At 65.8% G+C, this 16367-nt stretch carries 19 protein-coding genes; 6 read left to right on the top strand and 13 right to left on the bottom strand.

Annotated features, from left to right (window positions below; translation table 11 throughout):
- Positions 1 to 183: 183 nt before the first annotated feature.
- From ACQP0C_RS36095 to ACQP0C_RS36080, 4 genes are all read right to left on the bottom strand, one after another.
- On the bottom strand, positions 184 to 408 hold the full coding sequence (locus ACQP0C_RS36095) for a DUF6334 family protein (protein WP_433727434.1): 225 nt from the start codon (positions 406 to 408) through the stop codon (positions 184 to 186).
- 299 nt (positions 409 to 707) lie between these two features.
- Complete coding sequence (locus ACQP0C_RS36090) at positions 708 to 911, bottom strand: DUF397 domain-containing protein (protein ID WP_433727432.1); 204 nt, start codon at positions 909 to 911, stop codon at positions 708 to 710.
- The gene (locus tag ACQP0C_RS36085) at positions 908 to 1786 is read right to left on the bottom strand and encodes a helix-turn-helix domain-containing protein (protein ID WP_433727430.1); all 879 of its coding nucleotides are present in this window, start codon (positions 1784 to 1786) and stop codon (positions 908 to 910) included. Before ACQP0C_RS36085 ends, ACQP0C_RS36090 begins: the two co-directional genes overlap by 4 nt.
- A 328-nt stretch (positions 1787 to 2114) precedes the next feature.
- The gene (locus ACQP0C_RS36080) at positions 2115 to 3407 is read right to left on the bottom strand and encodes a serine hydrolase (protein WP_433727428.1); all 1293 of its coding nucleotides are present in this window, start codon (positions 3405 to 3407) and stop codon (positions 2115 to 2117) included.
- 203 nt (positions 3408 to 3610) lie between these two features.
- Here ACQP0C_RS36080 and ACQP0C_RS36075 point away from each other — a divergent pair, with 203 nt between their 5' ends.
- Together ACQP0C_RS36075 and ACQP0C_RS36070 are read left to right on the top strand one after the other, a co-directional pair.
- On the top strand, positions 3611 to 5155 hold the full coding sequence (locus ACQP0C_RS36075) for an MFS transporter (RefSeq protein WP_433727426.1): 1545 nt from the start codon (positions 3611 to 3613) through the stop codon (positions 5153 to 5155).
- Positions 5145 to 5750, top strand: coding sequence for a TetR family transcriptional regulator (locus ACQP0C_RS36070; protein ID WP_433727424.1), 606 nt, complete (start codon positions 5145 to 5147; stop codon positions 5748 to 5750). The genes ACQP0C_RS36075 and ACQP0C_RS36070 overlap by 11 nt, the downstream gene beginning before the upstream one ends.
- A 22-nt stretch (positions 5751 to 5772) precedes the next feature.
- Here the strand turns inward: ACQP0C_RS36070 and ACQP0C_RS36065 are convergent, their stop codons facing one another.
- The 3 genes from ACQP0C_RS36065 to ACQP0C_RS36055 all read right to left on the bottom strand — a co-directional run bounded on the left by ACQP0C_RS36065 (position 5773) and on the right by ACQP0C_RS36055 (position 7706).
- Positions 5773 to 6444, bottom strand: a complete 672-nt coding sequence (locus tag ACQP0C_RS36065) for an ester cyclase (protein ID WP_433727422.1) — start codon at positions 6442 to 6444, stop codon at positions 5773 to 5775.
- Between the two features lie 101 nt (positions 6445 to 6545).
- The gene (locus ACQP0C_RS36060) at positions 6546 to 7478 is read right to left on the bottom strand and encodes a phenylalanine 4-monooxygenase (RefSeq protein ID WP_433727420.1); all 933 of its coding nucleotides are present in this window, start codon (positions 7476 to 7478) and stop codon (positions 6546 to 6548) included.
- A 63-nt stretch (positions 7479 to 7541) separates the two neighbouring features.
- Complete coding sequence (locus ACQP0C_RS36055; RefSeq protein WP_433727418.1) at positions 7542 to 7706, bottom strand: hypothetical protein; 165 nt, start codon at positions 7704 to 7706, stop codon at positions 7542 to 7544.
- Between the two features lie 153 nt (positions 7707 to 7859).
- On the opposite strand from ACQP0C_RS36055, the gene ACQP0C_RS36050 reads away from it, so the two are divergent.
- Complete coding sequence (locus tag ACQP0C_RS36050; RefSeq protein WP_354960944.1) at positions 7860 to 8063, top strand: type II toxin-antitoxin system VapB family antitoxin; 204 nt, start codon at positions 7860 to 7862, stop codon at positions 8061 to 8063.
- A gap of 9 nt (positions 8064 to 8072) precedes the next feature.
- Here ACQP0C_RS36050 and ACQP0C_RS36045 read toward each other — a convergent pair whose 3' ends face one another.
- Positions 8073 to 9611 carry an alpha/beta hydrolase gene (locus tag ACQP0C_RS36045; protein WP_433727416.1) on the bottom strand — a complete coding sequence of 513 codons (1539 nt, stop codon included), beginning with the start codon at positions 9609 to 9611 and terminating at the stop codon, positions 8073 to 8075.
- A 148-nt stretch (positions 9612 to 9759) separates the two neighbouring features.
- On the opposite strand from ACQP0C_RS36045, the gene ACQP0C_RS36040 reads away from it, so the two are divergent.
- Entirely contained in the window at positions 9760 to 10443 is a 684-nt protein-coding gene (locus ACQP0C_RS36040; protein WP_433727414.1) for a JAB domain-containing protein, read from the top strand.
- A 67-nt stretch (positions 10444 to 10510) separates the two neighbouring features.
- Here ACQP0C_RS36040 and ACQP0C_RS36035 read toward each other — a convergent pair whose 3' ends face one another.
- The 4 genes from ACQP0C_RS36035 to sdhC are packed head-to-tail and all read right to left on the bottom strand — an operon-like array spanning position 10511 to position 13895.
- Positions 10511 to 11281 carry a succinate dehydrogenase iron-sulfur subunit gene (locus ACQP0C_RS36035; RefSeq protein WP_433727412.1) on the bottom strand — a complete coding sequence of 257 codons (771 nt, stop codon included), beginning with the start codon at positions 11279 to 11281 and terminating at the stop codon, positions 10511 to 10513.
- Complete coding sequence (gene sdhA / locus ACQP0C_RS36030) at positions 11281 to 13047, bottom strand: succinate dehydrogenase flavoprotein subunit (RefSeq protein WP_433727410.1); 1767 nt, start codon at positions 13045 to 13047, stop codon at positions 11281 to 11283. Before sdhA ends, ACQP0C_RS36035 begins: the two co-directional genes overlap by 1 nt.
- A 15-nt stretch (positions 13048 to 13062) precedes the next feature.
- The gene (locus ACQP0C_RS36025; protein ID WP_433727408.1) at positions 13063 to 13494 is read right to left on the bottom strand and encodes a succinate dehydrogenase hydrophobic membrane anchor subunit; all 432 of its coding nucleotides are present in this window, start codon (positions 13492 to 13494) and stop codon (positions 13063 to 13065) included.
- A 2-nt stretch (positions 13495 to 13496) separates the two neighbouring features.
- The gene (sdhC, locus tag ACQP0C_RS36020; protein WP_433727406.1) at positions 13497 to 13895 is read right to left on the bottom strand and encodes a succinate dehydrogenase, cytochrome b556 subunit; all 399 of its coding nucleotides are present in this window, start codon (positions 13893 to 13895) and stop codon (positions 13497 to 13499) included.
- 298 nt (positions 13896 to 14193) lie between these two features.
- Here sdhC and ACQP0C_RS36015 point away from each other — a divergent pair, with 298 nt between their 5' ends.
- The gene (locus tag ACQP0C_RS36015) at positions 14194 to 14595 is read left to right on the top strand and encodes a cytidine deaminase (protein ID WP_433727404.1); all 402 of its coding nucleotides are present in this window, start codon (positions 14194 to 14196) and stop codon (positions 14593 to 14595) included.
- Between the two features lie 27 nt (positions 14596 to 14622).
- Here ACQP0C_RS36015 and ACQP0C_RS36010 read toward each other — a convergent pair whose 3' ends face one another.
- A complete protein-coding gene (locus tag ACQP0C_RS36010; RefSeq protein WP_433727402.1) occupies positions 14623 to 14895 on the bottom strand; it encodes a hypothetical protein in 273 nt (90 codons plus the stop codon).
- A 95-nt stretch (positions 14896 to 14990) separates the two neighbouring features.
- Here ACQP0C_RS36010 and ACQP0C_RS36005 point away from each other — a divergent pair, with 95 nt between their 5' ends.
- Positions 14991 to 16274, top strand: a complete 1284-nt coding sequence (locus ACQP0C_RS36005) for a thymidine phosphorylase (protein WP_433727400.1) — start codon at positions 14991 to 14993, stop codon at positions 16272 to 16274.
- The last annotated feature ends 93 nt before the right edge of the window (positions 16275 to 16367 follow it).

The following is a 16367-nucleotide window of genomic DNA, read 5'->3' as shown; positions in this document are numbered from 1 at the left end:
TCCTCACCAGTCCCGCCGGTGCAACGTTCGGCTCGATCATCGGCCTGATGGTATTCACCTGCGCCGCAGGCTACTCGGTGTGAGTGTCCGGCCGCCTGCGGCCGGACCCGGCCTGAACCCGCAGGATCGAAACCAATCGAGACTGCCGTCGGGGGCATCGACGGTGCTTTCTTCCTCCCGTGCTTACCGGCTGGAGAGGGTGGTGAGAGGTGGGTTTTCGATGGTGCGCACCTGCTGGATGTTCAAACGTGAAGCGATGGTGAGGATTTGGATGGTTGCCGCGCCGCCGCCACTGATGTCGGCGAACTGGATCGCGTCGGGGTAGCCCTTCTGGTTCTCGAGGGACCATACCCATCGGACAGCGCGGCCGATGGCATCGCGCCAGGGGGCCAGCGCCGCCGCATCCACGATGCGCAGGCCGCTGTCGCCGATGGCCGCGGTTCGACCAGTCGCACGGTGTCATCGTCTTCGTGGACTAGCATGGACCATCGGCCGTGCTCGAATTCGAGGTCGATCCGTAGGATGTCGCGGGGCAGATCCGCGTCGAAATGGTAAGTGGCGGTACGAAGCTGGCTACCCTGTACATTGATCGCCGATCCTACGTTGGGAAGGAAGGCGACCTCGAGGGCAGTTCTCGGCCGCGCCGCTGTGCCTACTCTTCAACCACTTCGCGTCCGAGAGATTCGCGATGAGGTGCCCCCTCGAGATCAGTGGTCGAACTCTCCGCGAGTCGCCGCGGCGGTGAAGGCCGACCATTCGGCTGGGGTGAACACGAGCGCGGGGCTGGATGGGTTCTTCGAATCGCGAACGCCGACATGGTTGTTCGGGAGGAACGCGACCTCGACGCAGTTCTCGGCTCCGCCGCTGTGCCTACTCTTGAACCACTCGGCACCGGCCAGATCGCTGTTCACGCATACTCCTTCGCCATCTGCCTGAGCAGAGCCCGGCTGGTAGCGGCGTCCATCGCGCTTCGCCGAAGACTCTCGTATGTGTGATCGTATCGCTGAACCGTGGCTGATTTTGCAAGATACAAGCCACCCGTGAAATTTTCTGTGTAGACCACCGGCGGCTCGATTGCCTGCCCATCTCTATCTGTGCCGAACTCCAGGATGACGAACGGACCAACCGCGACTCCAACGGGGAACCCAGCGTTGAACGGAAGGATCTGCAAATTCACGTTGGGGCGGGTGCTCATGTCAGCGAGATACCTCATCTGGGTCGCCATGACATTCGACCCGCCAACCATGCCCCGGAGGACCGACTCTCGAAGGATTACGTCGAGCGATGCCGGAAGGTACTTGCGGGTGCTTCTGGCTTGCCTTCGCATTCGCAACCCCACCCTGCGTGCATGCTCCTCGGCGTCGTCGTCAGGGTAGACCGACCGGATGAGCACGCTCGCGTACGCTGGCGTCTGCAATAACCCTGGTACGAGTTCGGGCTCGTAGGTCGTCAGGCGCTGTGCCGATGCCTCCAGACCGACATAGAAATCGAAGTTCCTCGGCAGCAGGTCGGCGTACTCATACCACCAACCCAGCTCGTTGCCTTGTACCGCAAGCGCTTTCATTGCCGCAGTGTGATCGGCATCGAACTCGTAGATCTTGCACAGCGCCTCGATGTCGATCTCGCGCAGTTCGGCCACCTGACCTTTCTCCATGCGGTGGAGCGTGCTGCCACTGCGCTGGATCAGCTTGGCCGCCTCGTGGAGTGCGAGCCCGCGTTCCTGCCGCCCGTTGCGCAGATACTTCCCCAACTGACGCCGTGCCAGGGTCGATCCGTCCTCCGACATGCCTGCCTCCCTTCAGGTTTCACTGTTCGCATCAGGAGACCACGCCGCTATCCCGGCTGGTGGCAGCACCGCGGATTTCCATGCGATCAGAACATAACCCCAGGAAAAGTTGCATCTGGTGGCATATTCGTGGGTCCAGATCAAGACCGGCGCATCCCGATCCGTTAGTACATGCGACCTCCCACAAGCCTGTGTAGCGGCATACGGCTGGAGGAATGCTCGGGCAGAACGCGGCTACGAGGTCGAACGCAGTCGAATGGTGGTCGCCCACACCGCATTCGACCGCGACATCACTACGCTCGGCGAGCAGTCGGGATGGGTAGCGCCGCTATCGGTGGCGATTGACGCGGCGGGCGCCCAGTAACAGGGCGAGCACCAGGATCGCACCGCCGACCAGCAATAGCGTGCGGGTGCCCGCGTGGTTGTCGGGCTCATCGGCGGGCTGCGCCTCGTAGTCGGTGTCCCCCGGAGGTGGGGAGGCAAGTCCCACAGTGCCTTTGTCGGGTGTGGTCTTGGCTTCGGGGAGTTTGCCGACGGTGGCGTTCTTGGGGAGGGCGAAGCCGTAGTCGAGGAGGCGGGCGGCCTGCTCCCATGGACGCAGCGGCTTCACATCGGCTTTCAGCAGCGTCACCACCAACCTGCGGCCGTCGCGTTGAGCGGCGGCGACGAAGGTCTGCCTGGCGTCGTCGGTGAAGCCCGTCTTACCGCCGATCGCGCCGTCGTAGTCGTAGAGCAGATGGTTGTCGTTGGCTATGGGGAAGCCCGGGCGGTCTTTGTCGTCAGGGATTTTCGGGTCCTTGGGGAAGCCGGGGAAGTCGACCTGTTCGGTGTGGATGAGTTCGGCGAACAGCGGAATGGTCATCGCCTCGCGGAACAGCACCGACAGGTCGTAGGCCGAGGTGCTCATACCGGGACCGTCGAGTCCGGACGGGCTGGCGGTGCGAGTGTCCAAGGCGTACAACGACTTCGCCAGCTCGTTCATCTTCTGCACGGCGGCGGCGTCACCACCGAGTTGGGTGGCGATGGCGTGCGCGGCGTCATTGCCCGAGGCCATGATCAGCGCCTGCATGAGTTGGCGGTTGGTGTAGCGGCCGCCGGGGCCGATGCCGACCCGGGTGCCGTCGGCGTTCGCGTCCTCCTGGGTCCCGGTGATCGTCTTGTCCAGATCGAGGGTCCGCAGCGCGACGGTCGCGAGCAGCACCTTGATCGTGCTGGCCGGCCGGTAACGCCCGTGCGGATCCTTGGCGGCGAGCACCTCACCGGTATCGAGATCCGAGACCTGCCAGGCCGTCGCCGAAATATCCGGCGGCACCGCCGGCGCGCCGCGGGGGATGACAATGCCGCATTCGCCCAGGCGCGAACCCCCGACCGGCGGAATCGGCACGGCCAGCGGTGTCGGCGTTGGTTGACCCGGTTCCGGCACCTCGGATTCGTCGATCGGATTGGGCGGCTTCGTCTTCTGCGGGCAGCTATCGGTGTTCGGGGTGGCGAACGGCGTTGTCGTGGCGGCCGACGGCGTCGCCTGTGACGGCGTCGCGGCAGCGCCCCAGGTCACTGCGGCAACGGCCAGCACGGTACCGAGGCAGAGCGCGGTGAGGCGGCGAATATCCCGGATTCTCATCGGCGCAGCGCCCACGGAACCGCGATTCGGCCTGGCGAAGAGGCGGGGGTCCCGGATCGTCATCGGCTCAGAGCCTACTGGGTGTGGTGGACCGATGCCGGGCTGGCGCGGTCGTCCCCGTGCGGCGTGTTCCAGGTATTGACAGATACTAGTAAATGAGAGCTACTATCAAATAGTTGTTACTATCATTTTTAGGAGGGGCTATGACGACAGACTCGACTCGCCGCTGGCTGGCGCTGGGGGCGCTGGCCGTGGCCATGCTGACCATCGGCCTGGATATGACCGTGCTGACGGTCGCGCTGCCCACCCTGGCCATCGACCTGAACGCGAACACCGGCGCGCTGCAGTGGTTCAGTACCGCCTACACGCTGGCGCTCGCGGCCGTGATGGTGCCGGCCGGCGCACTCGGCGACCGCTATGGGCGCAAGAAGCTGCTGCTCGGCGCGCTGGTGCTGTTCGGAGCGGCCTCGCTGGCCTGTGCCTTTGCCGTCAGCGCCGGTCAGCTCATCGCGGCGCGGGTGGTGCTCGGCGTCGCGGCGGCGATCATGATGCCGCTATCGATGGCGGTGCTGCCGGTGCTGTTCCCGGACCCGGACGACCGCGCCAAGGCCATGAACATCTGGATCACCTCGACCGCGCTCGGGCTGCCGCTCGGGCCGATTCTCGGCGGCTGGCTGATCGACAACTTCTGGTGGGGTTCGGTATTCCTGATCAATGTCCCGATGGTGGTGATCGGCGCGGCGGCCGTCGCGGCGCTGGTTCCGGAATCACGCAACCCGCAGCAGCGTCCGCTGGATCTGCCGGGTACCGCGCTGTCGATCCTCGGAATGCTCGGTGTCACTTACGGATTCATCCGGCTCGGCGATAAGGGCTGGGGCAATGGCCTGGGCTGGGCCGCACTGCTCGGCGGCGCGGCAGCAGTCGCGGTATTCATCGCGTGGCAGCGGCGCGCCAGCTTCCCGCTGGTCGATCTCGGCCTGTTCCGCAGCCCGGGCTTCCGTTGGGGTGCGGCGTTCACGGTGATCATCACCTTCGGCATGTTCGGCCTGTTCTTCACCGTGCCGCAGTACTACCAGGCGGTCCTGGGCGTCGACGCACTCGGCAGCGGGTTGCGGCTGCTGCCGATGATCGGCGGGCTGCTGATCGGTTCGCGGCTGGGGGACCGGCTGCGGCCGAAACTGGGACCGGCGCTCATGGTGGCCGCGGGCCTGGCAGTGCTGGCGCTCGCCCTCGGCTTGGGTGCGCTGACCGAGCCGGGAACGTCGTACTGGTTCGTCGCCGTCTGGGTCGCGTTGACCGGGGCGGGGATGGGCCTGGCGCTGCCGGTCGGCATGGCGGTCGCGATGGACGATCTCGAGGTGGCCCGCGCGGGGGTCGGCTCGGCACTGCTGCAGGCGATGCGGCAGGCGGCGGGCACCATCGCGGTGGCGCTGCTCGGCACCGTTTTGGCTACCGTGTACCGCGGCGATCTCGGTGCGTTGAATGTCGACCCGGTCGGCGACAGTGTGAATGCCGGTGTGGCGGTGGCGAAGTCGACCGGAAATGTCGCCATGTTGGAGCAGGTGCAGTCGGCCTTCGTCAGCGGGATGAGCGCGATGCTGTGGGTATGCGCGGCCATCTGCGCCGTGGCGGTACCGCTCGCGCTGCGGGTGCTGCCACGGCGGGCCGCGGCCGAGAAGGAAAGCGCGCAGGCGATACCGGCGGCACTGGTCGGGGTCGATGGGCCAGAATCGACACATGTCGGTTGAATTGCCCGCGGATGGGACGGCCGCGCAGGGCCTGCGCGAGCGGAAGAAGGAACGGACCCGCCGGACGATTCGCGTAGAAGCGTTCCGGCTGTTCCGTGAGCAGGGATACAGCGAGACCACCATCGAGCAGATCGCCGCGGCGGCCGAGGTATCACCGAGCACCTTCTTCCGCTATTTCCCGACCAAGGAACAGCTGGTACTCGCCGACGATCTCGATCCGTTGATGATCGACGAGCTGCGGGCGCAGCCGCGCGACATCACACCGCTGGCCGCCTTCCGCAATGCGGTGAGCGGGGTGTTCGCGAAGCTGCCAGCGGCCGAGCTGGCATTCGAGCAGGAGCGTCAGGCGCTGCTCTACCACGTGCCGGAGCTGCGCGCGGCCATCGGATTGGAAATGCAACGCGGTATCGACCTGATGGCGAGCCTGCTCGCCGAGCATGTGGGTCGGGATCCGGACGATTTCGAGGTGCGGGTGACAGCGGGCGCCGTCGCGGGCATAGCGCTCGCCGTTTCGCCGCTCGCCCCGCTCAATGCCGAGAACCTCGGTCGGGCACTGGATTTTCTGGAGGCTGGGCTACCGCTCGGCAAGCAATAGCCTGCCGAGCGATGCGAGAACTTCAGGCGGACTTGGTGACCGGGCACCCGTGCGCCAGCGGGCCGAGCAGCTTGTTGTTGTCGTAGAAGTGCTCGAGTTCCAGGATGCGCAGGTCGTCGCTGACCCTGGCGATGGTCACGCCGAACATCTCGATCAACTCACCGGTCGGCTGGTGGCCCTTGTACTCGCCGTCATAGCGACCCCAGTGCCGCCAGCGGAAGGTGACCGCGGGCGGCCCGGCCAGCACCTCGAGCACCTCCCAGAAGAAGCCGTTCGGGAATGCGGTGTGGAAGATGTGGTGCGAGGACTCGAAGGTCTCCTGCTCGACCTCGTAGAACGGATTGTCGCCGATCAGGATGTTGTAGCTGCCGATGCTGGCGAACTCCTCGGCGTCCTGCCACGGTCCGCCGTTGACCCGGCCGCGGTAGTGCTCGGCCACCAGCGAGACCCAGGTCGCCGGATCCTTCTTGTGCGAGACCTCCATCTCGAAGACCCGCACCAGATCCTCGACAATGGCCTCGAGCGAGCCGGCCTCGTGTTTTGTGGTGCGCTCGCGCGGCACGATTTCGTTGGTCAGGTGGTAATCGGGTGGGTTGCCCCGCCAATCCTCGGCGGGCGTTGCGGCCACCACCGCGTCCCGGCCCTGCAGCCATAGCGGCGTCTCGGGTGTGGAATCCGTTGTATCAACTGTCATCTCGGCTCTCGCCCCTTCAAAGGAGATCGGACGCGAGGCAGGCTAACAGTCGCTCGGTCTGTTGTCGCGGCGTGTCTCGGGGCGTGAGATTTTTCCAAACTCTAATGTCTACCAGCAACATTCGAGTTTAAACGATGATGTGTCACATTGCCCATGTCGCGCACCACGCGATGCGGCGAATCGTCGTCCATGGTGGCGAAGAAGCCGCCGATCACATCCTCGATCTCCGAGATCGACTGTGCGCAATACAGGATCGGCTGATAGTGCGTGATGTCGTAGACCGCGGTGCCCATGGCCGCGACGTCGATCGGGCGCAGCTCGGCGTGCCGGAACTCCTCGATCTCGCCGTAGGAGGAGAGCAATCCCGCGCCGTAGCACCGGATTTCGTCCTTCTCTCGAACCACGCCGAATTCCATCGAGAACCAGAAGACATCGGCGAGGAACTTCAGCGCCGTCTCGGTGGTCAATCGGGCCACCGCCGCGCCCACGGTCTCGTAGATGGCGGCGAAGCGCGGACTGGCGATCTGGTTGGCGTGCCCGATGATCTCGTGGATGGCATCGGGTTCCGGGGTGTACAGCGGGGCGGAGTGGTGGCGAATGTACTGGGTGGAGTGGAAGACCCGGTCGGCGAAGGAGCCGAAGAATTCGCGCAGCGGCACCAGGCCCGCGGCCGGGACATAGCGGAATCCGGTCAGCGGAAGCAGTGCCGCGGAGACCTCGTCCAGCTGCGGAATGTGATCGGTCGGCAGCGCGAGCCGGGCCGCGGCCGCGAGCACCTCGGCGGAGGCGTACTTCTGATGTTTGCGCGCGAGCTCGGCCGACACGATGCGCCACACCTGCTGTTCCTCATCGGTGTAGGCGATATGCGGCAGCGGCTTACCCGGTGCGTAATCCAGTGCCAGCGCGGCGATCGCATTGCGGCGCGTCCGGTAGTCCGGATCGTGTACGCCGGGGTGCTCGTCGCTCAGGTGCACCACGACATCGCCGTCGCCGGACCGGGTGACCGGCGAGTACAGCTGAGCTTCGTTGAACATACCTCGATGCAAGCACCGCCGAGTCGGTGCGACAACAAAAGCCCGCCCAGGTGGTCAAACTGCCTAGCTGGGCGGGCTTCTTCGCGTGATTACCGGCAGCGTACCGGGCCTTGCGGCGGCGAGCTGATCAGTGGTGGCCGTGCCATTGTCGACGATCTCCATGACCGTGATCGACTCGGTGTCGGCGGCCAGCGCGGTGTTGCTCCAGCCGAGCGCGGTGCCGATCACCACGGACGAGGATTTCGCCGAAGGCTCAGCCGGTGAGGCAGTGCAGGGTGGCCTACGCCGCCATAGGCACATCCGGGCTTCGACGTTGTATCCGATTTGCCGCACATGAGCGGGCGGCATAAAGCAATATGGCGAATGTACGAAGGAGGGCGCATGAAATCCGTGCGGATCGATCTCGACCAGAAACTGCTCGCCGCCGCTGCCGCCATCATGGGCACGTCGACGAGCAGCGCCACCATCAACGAGGCGCTGCGCCGAATCGTTGTGCACGAGCGGCAACTTCACCATCTGGAGCGTTTGGCCTCCGGTGTGCTGTGTGCCCTGCCGGGCCCGGAGGTGATCACGGCAGACAGCTGACCGGTCGGTTTACTGAACCGGGCAGCGCAGCCCATCCCGAGGCGGGGTCAGCTCGATCAGGTACTTCAGCACCGGTTCGTCGACGCACTTGACGCCGTCGAGGAACGAACCGTGTTGGACGCCTTCATAAGTGACCAGGACCGCGCCCAACGCCCTGGCGAGATTCGTCGCGCCCGAATAGGGCGTAACCGGATCACCGGTGGAAGAGACGACCACCACCTTCGGCAGCCCGATCACAGTGGGAACGTGCGGGCGGCTGGTCGGGGGCACCGGCCAGAATGCGCAGGCGTCGAGGGGAACCCACCCGCTCGGGTGGCCGCTGTCGAAGGCGGGGGCGGCGGCGCGGACGCGGCGGTCGAGTTGCAGTGCGCTGTCTCGATCGGTGATCCGCTCATCATCGAGGCAGCGCACCGCGGTCTTGTAGCCGGTATCGATCGCCTCGGGCGCGAGATAGCCGTCGGCCAGGGTGAGCAGGATGTCGCCGTTGCCCTTGGTCAGTTCGGTCAGGCCGCGGGTCAGCACGGGCCAGGCCTTCGAGGTGTACATCGTCGAGATCACCGCGGTCGAGGCGTCGGAGTAGTCGAGGCCGCGGCCGTCGCTGGTGCTGGCGGGCCGGTCGGTCAACGGACGCAGCAGTGCGGCCATGCGCTCGGACGCCCTGGTCGGATCGGTGCCGATCGGGCAGCCCGGCGCCTTGACGCAGTCCGCGGCATAGGCGTCGAACGCATGCTGCAGGCCCGTGTAGACGATGACCGGATCGGCGATATTGGTGGCGGGATCGGCCGCGCCGTCGAGAACCATGGCCCGGACCCGGTCCGGGAACAGCTCAGCATAGGTCGAGCCGAGCCGGGTGCCGTAGGAGACGCCGAAGTAGGTCAGCTTCTCCTCGCCGAGCACCGCTCGGATGATGTCGAGATCGGCGGCGGATTCGCGGGTTCCGACATGTGAAAGCAGCTCCAATCCGGTGCGCTGCACGCATTTGGCCGCCAGATTCATACTGTCGTGTTCGGCATGCGACATCCAGAAGGGCAGGTATTCGGCGCTGTGACCGGCACGTTCGGCCGCCGATTCCTCAGGGGTGTCGCAGACCAGCTTCGGTGTCGACGCGCCGAGCCCGCGCAGATCGATGCCGATCACATCGAAGCGTTCGGCCAGCGGTGTCTGCGCGAGTTCGGCGGGCATCGTCAGGCCGATACCGCCCGGACCGCCCGGATTGGTCAGGATCGATGCCACCTTCGCCCCGCGTGCCCGCAATCGTGAGATCGCGACGCGCGCCGTTGTGCCATCGGGCGCGGCGTAATCGATGGGTACCGCGACCCGAGCGCATTCGAGTCCGGCCGAGGTGAGATCCGCACCGCCGTCGAAGCTTTCGCACGAGCCCCACACCGGTGTTTGGCGGTAGTACTTGTCCAGACCCGGAGTGTTCTCGAGCTGCGGGCTCTGCACCGTCTCGGGCTGCGCGCCGCAGGCGGCCGCTAGTACGAGTGCAGCGGCGAGCCAAGCCTGTTGTCCGATTCGCGGTGCACTCCGATTGCGCCAGTTCAGCATTCGATCCCCATCGTCGGAACTGCTCGCCTCAGTCTGCCCGACCCGGTGACGGTGCGCAGGCCATGGTCGCGATCGCATCCGGACCACGGCCGACCTGTCGGTGGCGGCTGGCATGATGCGGTAATCGCACCGCATTCGAGGGGGATTGATGTCGGTACCCATCGCCAAGCTGCCATTCGGTCAACGGCCGCGGGAGCGGCTGCTCACCCTCGGCCCGCACGCGCTCAGCGATAGCGAGTTGCTCGCCGTACTGCTGCGCGAAGGGCGGCGCGGGGAGAGCGTGCTGGATATGGCGGCCGAACTGCTCGCCGAGCACGGCGGTATCGCCGGTCTGGCGGCCGCGCGGCCCGAGGAGCTATCGCGGCGGGCGGGCGTCGGGGTGGCCAAGGCCGCGGCGATCATCGCCGCCTTCCATCTCGGCAGTAGAGCGCGCGACCGCCCGGACACCGCACCGCGCCTGGACGGGGCCGCCGATATCGTCCGGGTCGCGCTGCCGCTGTTCACCGGCGCCCGCGTGGAACGGCTCCTGGTACTGGTGTGTGATGCCCAGAATCGATTGCGGCACAAGGTATTCGTCGCCGAAGGCGCGATCGATCGGGTCGCCGTCCCGGTCCGCGAAATCCTGAACACCGTGCTGCGCCACGACGGCCGATCCTTCGCCGTCGTCCACAACCACCCCTCCGGCGACCCGGCCCCCAGCTTCGACGACCGCCGCGCGACCACCCTGCTCATGGAATCCGCTCGCACCGTCGGCCTGCGCTTCCTGGACCACGTGGTGATCGCGGGCGCGGGGTGGGCCAGCGCCGCCCCACTGACCAGATCCAGCGAATGACGCGGCCGCGGAAACGACGAAGGCCGCCTTCATCTTTCGATGAAGACGGCCTTCGGTGTGGCCTTGGTCAGCGGGCGAAGAGCAGAGCCCGCTTGACTTCCTGGATGGCCTTGGTGACCTCGATGCCGCGGGGGCAGGCCTCGGTGCAGTTGAAGGTGGTGCGGCAGCGCCAGACGCCTTCGACATCGTTGAGGATGTCGAGGCGTTCGCGGGCGCCTTCGTCACGGCTGTCGAAGATGAAGCGGTGTGCGTTCACGATCGCGGCCGGGCCGAAGTAGCTGCCGTCGCTCCAGTACACGGGGCAGGAGGTGGTGCAGCAGGCACACAGGATGCACTTGGTGGTGTCGTCGAAGCGGGCGCGGTCGGCCTGGCTCTGGATGCGCTCCCGGGTCGGCTCGTTACCCGAGGTGATCAGATAGGGCTTCACGGCACGGAACGCGTCGAAGAACGGCTCCATGTTGACCACGAGGTCCTTCTCCACGGGCAGGCCGCGGATGGGCTCGACGGTGACGGTGAGGGTCTTGCCGCCCTTGGGCAGCATGTCCTTCATCAGCACCTTGCAGGCCAGCCGATTGACACCGTTGATCCGCATGGCATCCGAACCACAGACACCGTGTGCGCAGGAGCGGCGGAAGGTGAGCGTGCCGTCCAGGTAGGACTTGATGTAGATGAGCACGTTCAGGAACCGGTCGGTCGGTAGCACCGGCACCTGGAAGGTCTCCCAGTGCGCGCCCTTGTCGTCCTCCGGGTTGAACCGGGCGATCTTGACATCGACCATGACCGAGCCCTCGGGAACCGGTGCGGCCTTCTGCGGGGGTGTTTCGAGTACGGCAGTCATCAGTACTTACGCTCCATCGGCTCGTAGCGGGTCTGCACCACCGGCTTGAAGTCGAGGCGGATATCGGAGATGAGTTCCGCGCCCTCCTTGTAGGCCATCGTGTGCCGCATGAAGTTCACGTCGTCGCGGTCCGGGTAGTCCTCGCGGGCGTGGCCGCCGCGCGATTCCTTGCGGTTGAGCGCGCCGACCACGGTGACCTCGGCCAGCTCCAGCAGGAAGCCGAGCTCGACGGCCTCGAGCAGGTCGCTGTTGTAGCGCTTGCCCTTGTCCTGCACCGTGATTCGGGTGTAGCGGTCCTTGAGCGCGTGGATATCGGTGAGCGCCTGCTTGAGGGTGTCCTCGGTGCGGAACACGGCGGCGTTCATATCCATCGTGTACTGCAGCTCGGTGCGGATATCGGCGACGCGCTCGTTGCCGTGATCCGACAGCAGCATGGCCAGCCAGTCCTGCACCATCTGCGCCGGGCTTTCCGGCATGTCTACGAACTCGGTGCGCAGGGCATGTTCGGCGGCGGCGATACCGGAGCGGCGGCCGAAGACATTGATGTCCAGCAGCGAGTTGGTGCCCAGACGGTTGGAGCCGTGCACCGACACGCACGCGCACTCACCGGCGGCGTACAGGCCGGGCACCACATCGGTGTTGTTGCGCAACACCTCACCGCGGATCCGGGTCGGAATGCCACCCATCACGTAGTGACAGGTCGGCATGACCGGCACCAGTTCCTTCACCGGGTCGACGCCCAGGTAGGTGCGCGCGAATTCGGTGATGTCGGGCAGCTTCTCCTCGAGCACGTCCTCGCCGAGGTGGGTCACGTCGATGTAGACGTAGTCCTTGTTCGGTCCGGCGCCGCGGCCCTCCAGCACCTCGAGCACCATCGAGCGGGCGACGATGTCACGCGGCGCGAGGTCCTTGATGGTGGGGGCGTAGCGCTCCATGAAACGCTCGCCGCTGGCGTTGCGCAGGATGCCGCCCTCACCGCGGACCGCCTCCGAGATCAGAATGCCGAGACCGGCAAGACCTGTCGGGTGGAACTGGTGGAACTCCATGTCCTCCAGCGGCAGACCCTTGCGGAACACGATCGCCATGCCGTCGCCGGTCAGCGTGTGCGCGTTCGAGGTGGTCTTGTACATCCGGCCGGAACCGCCGGTGGCGAAGATGATCGACTTCGCGTGGAAGACGTGCAGTTCGCCGGTGGCCAGCTCGTAGGCGACCACACCGGTCGCGACCGGACCGCGGTCGGTCTCGGACATGACCAGGTCGAGCACATAGAACTCGTTGAAGAACTCCACGTCGTGCTTGACGCAGTTCTGGTAGAGCGTCTGCAGGATCATGTGGCCGGTGCGGTCGGCGGCATAGCACGCGCGGCGAACCGGGGCCTTGCCGTGATCGCGGGTGTGGCCGCCGAAGCGCCGCTGGTCGATCTTGCCCTCGGGCGTGCGGTTGAACGGCAGACCCATCTTCTCCAGGTCCATCACCGCATCGATGGCCTCCTTGGCCATGATCTCCGCGGCGTCCTGGTCGACCAGGTAGTCACCACCTTTGACCGTGTCGAAGGTGTGCCATTCCCAGTTGTCCTCTTCGACATTGGCCAGCGCGGCGCACATGCCACCCTGCGCCGCACCGGTGTGGCTGCGGGTCGGGTAGAGCTTCGTCAGAACGGCGGTGCGGGCCCGGGGACCGGCCTCGATCGCCGCGCGCATACCGGCGCCACCGGCACCGACGATGACGACGTCGTAGCGGTGCTCCTGAATCCGGGATTCACTCATCGAGTTCGCCTGTTCCTAACTGATGTTGGGGTCGAAGGTGAAGATGACGTAGGTGCCGACGCCCACGATCAGGACCATCGAGATGGCCAGCAGGGTGTTGAGCCAGAACCGGGTCGAGTCCTTGCGCGAGTAGTCCGCGATCACGGTGCGCAGGCCGTTGCCGCCGTGCAGCTGGGCCAGCCAGAGCATGGTCAGGTCCCAGAACTGCCAGAACGGGCTGGACCAGCGGCCCGCGACGAAGGCGAAGTTCAGGCGCTTCACGCCGCCGTCGAGCAGCAGCATGATCGTCATGTGGCCCAGGACCAGCACGATCAGCAGCAGGCCGGAGAAGCGCATGAACAGCCACGCGTACTTCTCGAAGTTGTTGCTGGAGCGGGCACGCGGCGAGCGGGGCAGATCCAGGCTCGCGGGCCGGTCATAAGACTTGCCGAGAACAGGTGCGCTCATTTTCAGTGCTCCGTGAACAGGTAGAAGAACTGGCGACCGACGGCCGGAACCACCAGCAGGAACCAGATGGCGAGAACCACCCAGAGCATCGTCTTCTGGTACTTCGGGCCCTTGCCCCAGAAGTCGACCAGGATCACGCGTACGCCGTTGAGCGCGTGGAACAGCACGCAGACGACAAGACCCATCTCCATCAGCGCGACGATGGGGTTCTTGTAGGTCTCGATGGCGCGGTTATAGGTATCGGGGCTGACCCGAACCAGCGCGGTGTCCAAGACGTGCACGAAGAGGAAGAAGAAGATGGTGACACCGGTGATCCGGTGCAGCGCCCACGACCACATTCCGGGGTCGCCTCGGTACAGCGTCTTCCGCTTCGGCTGTGCCGGAGCTTCTATCGTGGTCATAGAGTGCGGTGCCTCCAACGTCGTTGATGGACCCGGTTGCAAGTCCGAGGCAGGCGACGTGGATGTAAATGCCCAGGTGGCTGCGCTTTGCTGCTCCAAATAGCTCGCGCGGGGCCCGCCGCCGGGAACCTGAACCGATCTGTTCTGGACTCTAATCCCCTCCGAATCGCGGAACTAATTCGGCGTGCCGTGCGTTGCGCTACAGTCGGGCGAGTTAGGTTTACCTTTCTTGATGCGTGAAGGGTTCCGTCGTGGCCCTCGCGCGGGCAAGTGAAGCTCGGCTCACGAGGGGTTATCGATGCCGGAAATCGACTGGAAAATCTTGCGCGACAAGGCAATTCAAGTTATGCGCAATGCCTATGCGCCATACTCGCGGTTTCCGGTCGGCGCCGCGGCTCTCAGTTCGGACGGTCGAATTGTGAGCGGATGCAATGTGGAAAATGTCTCATATGGATTAGGCCTGTGTGCCGAATGTGTACTCATCGGTAACTTATTCGCGGGCGGTGGCGGGCGGTTGCTCGCCCTCTCCGTCACCGATTCTCGGGGCGAAATCCTGATGCCGTGCGGCCGTTGTCGTCAGCTGCTCTACGAACACGGCGGACCCGATCTCCTGGTGGACCACAAGGCCGGACCCGTCCCGCTGCGAAGCCTGCTGCCCGACGCCTTCGGGCCCGACGATCTGGATGCCGGACAGCAGTAATGGGTGCGGGCAGATGGCTGCCGCCCGTCAGCATTCCTCCTCGAACGACGCGTCGATTTCGGCTTCGGTAGACATCTCGACCGCTGTGACCTCGATCGGCGAGAACCCCATCCGCTCCATCATCAGCGCAATACCCCTCCCGATGGCGCTCGTCTGATCCGCGAGTCGGCGCGTGCAGATCTTTAGCCCCCGAACGTCTCTGGACAGCTGGTAAAGCGAGTCATCATGGCTGGTCTCGACCTCGTCGAGCCGTGCAGCGAGCCTCTGCACCCGGCGGTCCAGATGCGGTGCCGACGTCATTGCTCCCCCTACTTCGTTGCGATGATGCGCAGAGGCTATCGGAGGGCACCGACAAGTACCAGGGCTCGAGTGTGTCCCGTGCCAGACTGGCCGATGTGACGGCAGTGGACGCGGTTTCGATCATTACGGCCAAGCGGGACGGCGGGGAGCTGTCGGATGCGCAGATCGATTGGGTGGTGAATGGATTCACCAAGGGGGCGGTGGCCGACGAGCAGATGGCGGCGCTGGCGATGGCGATCGTGTGGCGGGGGATGACGCGGCGGGAGACCGCGCGATGGACGAACGCCATGATTGCATCGGGGCGGCGGATGGACTTCACCGATCTGCCGCGGCCGACCGTGGACAAGCACTCGACCGGTGGAGTGGGCGACAAGATCACGCTGCCGCTCGCGCCATTGGTCGCCGCATGTGGTGCGGCGGTGCCGCAGCTGTCGGGGCGCGGGCTCGGGCATACCGGCGGAACGCTCGACAAGCTAGAGGCGATCCCGGGGTGGCGGGCCGATGTGCCGGTGGCGCGGATGCGGGAGATATTGGCCGATCCCGGTATCGGTGCGGTGGTGTGCGCGGCGGGCGCGGATCTCGCTCCGGCGGACAAGCGGCTGTACGCGCTGCGCGATGTGACGGGGACGGTGGAATCCATTCCGCTGATCGCCAGCTCGATCATGAGCAAGAAGATCGCCGAGGGCACCGCCGCGCTGGTGCTGGATGTCAAGGTCGGCTCGGGAGCCTTCCTGAAAACCTTGGAAGGCGCGCGCGAATTGGCAGCAGCGATGGTCGAACTCGGCACCGATGCCGGGGTCCGGACGGTGGCGCTGCTGACCGCGATGGACACCCCGCTCGGCCGCACCGCGGGCAATGCGCTCGAGGTCGCGGAGTCGGTGCAGGTGCTTGCGGGCGGTGGCCCCGCCGATGTCGTCGAACTGACGCTCACGCTCGCGCGCGAGATGGTCGCCCAGGCCGGACTCGATATCGACCCGGCCGATGTCCTCGCCGACGGTCGCGCGATGGACCACTGGCGCGCGATGGTCCAGGCGCAGGGCGGCGACCCGGACGCACCCCTGCCGCGCGCGACGCACACCGAGATCGTGCGGGCCGACGCGGACGGAGTGCTCACCCGCCTCGACGCGATGGGCGTCGGCATCGCCGCGTGGCGACTCGGCGCGGGCCGCGCCCGGCAGGGCGATCCCGTCCAATTCGGCGCTGGCATCGAAATGCACGCCAAGCCAGGCGAGCCAGTGAAAGCTGGCGCCCCCCTCCTCACTCTGCACACCGACACCCCCGCCGCCTTCCCCGGCGCCCTCGCCGCTCTCGCCGACGCAATCACCATCGGAACTCCGCCCCCACCAGTCCCGCTGATCCTGGACCGCATCGCCCCCTGACCCGGCAATCTTCAGTACGGCATCGAAATTCGCCTGCTGAATACGGCTTCGTCCACTGCGCGGTCGCGCTGCCGTGGATGGATCGCTCGCGGT

It is taken from the genome of Nocardia sp. CA-129566 (assembly GCF_050956075.1).
GTDB lineage: Bacteria > Actinomycetota > Actinomycetes > Mycobacteriales > Mycobacteriaceae > Nocardia.
This window is presented reverse-complemented; position numbering and strand designations above follow the sequence as displayed.

Excerpts from the sequence above, each read along its gene's own strand:
- ACQP0C_RS36060 (WP_433727420.1), bottom strand. The coding sequence starts at position 7,478 with ATGTTCAACGAAGCTCAGCTGTACTCGCCGGTCACCCGGTCCGGCGAC.
- ACQP0C_RS36075 (WP_433727426.1), top strand. The coding sequence starts at position 3,611 with ATGACGACAGACTCGACTCGCCGCTGGCTGGCGCTGGGGGCGCTGGCC.
- ACQP0C_RS36065 (WP_433727422.1), bottom strand. The coding sequence starts at position 6,444 with ATGACAGTTGATACAACGGATTCCACACCCGAGACGCCGCTATGGCTG.
- ACQP0C_RS36080 (WP_433727428.1), bottom strand. The coding sequence starts at position 3,407 with ATGAGAATCCGGGATATTCGCCGCCTCACCGCGCTCTGCCTCGGTACC.
- sdhC (WP_433727406.1), bottom strand. The coding sequence starts at position 13,895 with ATGACCACGATAGAAGCTCCGGCACAGCCGAAGCGGAAGACGCTGTAC.
- ACQP0C_RS36035 (WP_433727412.1), bottom strand. The coding sequence starts at position 11,281 with ATGACTGCCGTACTCGAAACACCCCCGCAGAAGGCCGCACCGGTTCCC.
- ACQP0C_RS36025 (WP_433727408.1), bottom strand. The coding sequence starts at position 13,494 with ATGAGCGCACCTGTTCTCGGCAAGTCTTATGACCGGCCCGCGAGCCTG.
- ACQP0C_RS36085 (WP_433727430.1), bottom strand. The coding sequence starts at position 1,786 with ATGTCGGAGGACGGATCGACCCTGGCACGGCGTCAGTTGGGGAAGTAT.
- ACQP0C_RS36045 (WP_433727416.1), bottom strand. The coding sequence starts at position 9,611 with ATGCTGAACTGGCGCAATCGGAGTGCACCGCGAATCGGACAACAGGCT.
- ACQP0C_RS36050 (WP_354960944.1), top strand. The coding sequence starts at position 7,860 with ATGAAATCCGTGCGGATCGATCTCGACCAGAAACTGCTCGCCGCCGCT.
- ACQP0C_RS36040 (WP_433727414.1), top strand. The coding sequence starts at position 9,760 with ATGTCGGTACCCATCGCCAAGCTGCCATTCGGTCAACGGCCGCGGGAG.
- sdhA (WP_433727410.1), bottom strand. The coding sequence starts at position 13,047 with ATGAGTGAATCCCGGATTCAGGAGCACCGCTACGACGTCGTCATCGTC.
- ACQP0C_RS36015 (WP_433727404.1), top strand. The coding sequence starts at position 14,194 with ATGCCGGAAATCGACTGGAAAATCTTGCGCGACAAGGCAATTCAAGTT.
- ACQP0C_RS36010 (WP_433727402.1), bottom strand. The coding sequence starts at position 14,895 with ATGACGTCGGCACCGCATCTGGACCGCCGGGTGCAGAGGCTCGCTGCA.
- ACQP0C_RS36070 (WP_433727424.1), top strand. The coding sequence starts at position 5,145 with ATGTCGGTTGAATTGCCCGCGGATGGGACGGCCGCGCAGGGCCTGCGC.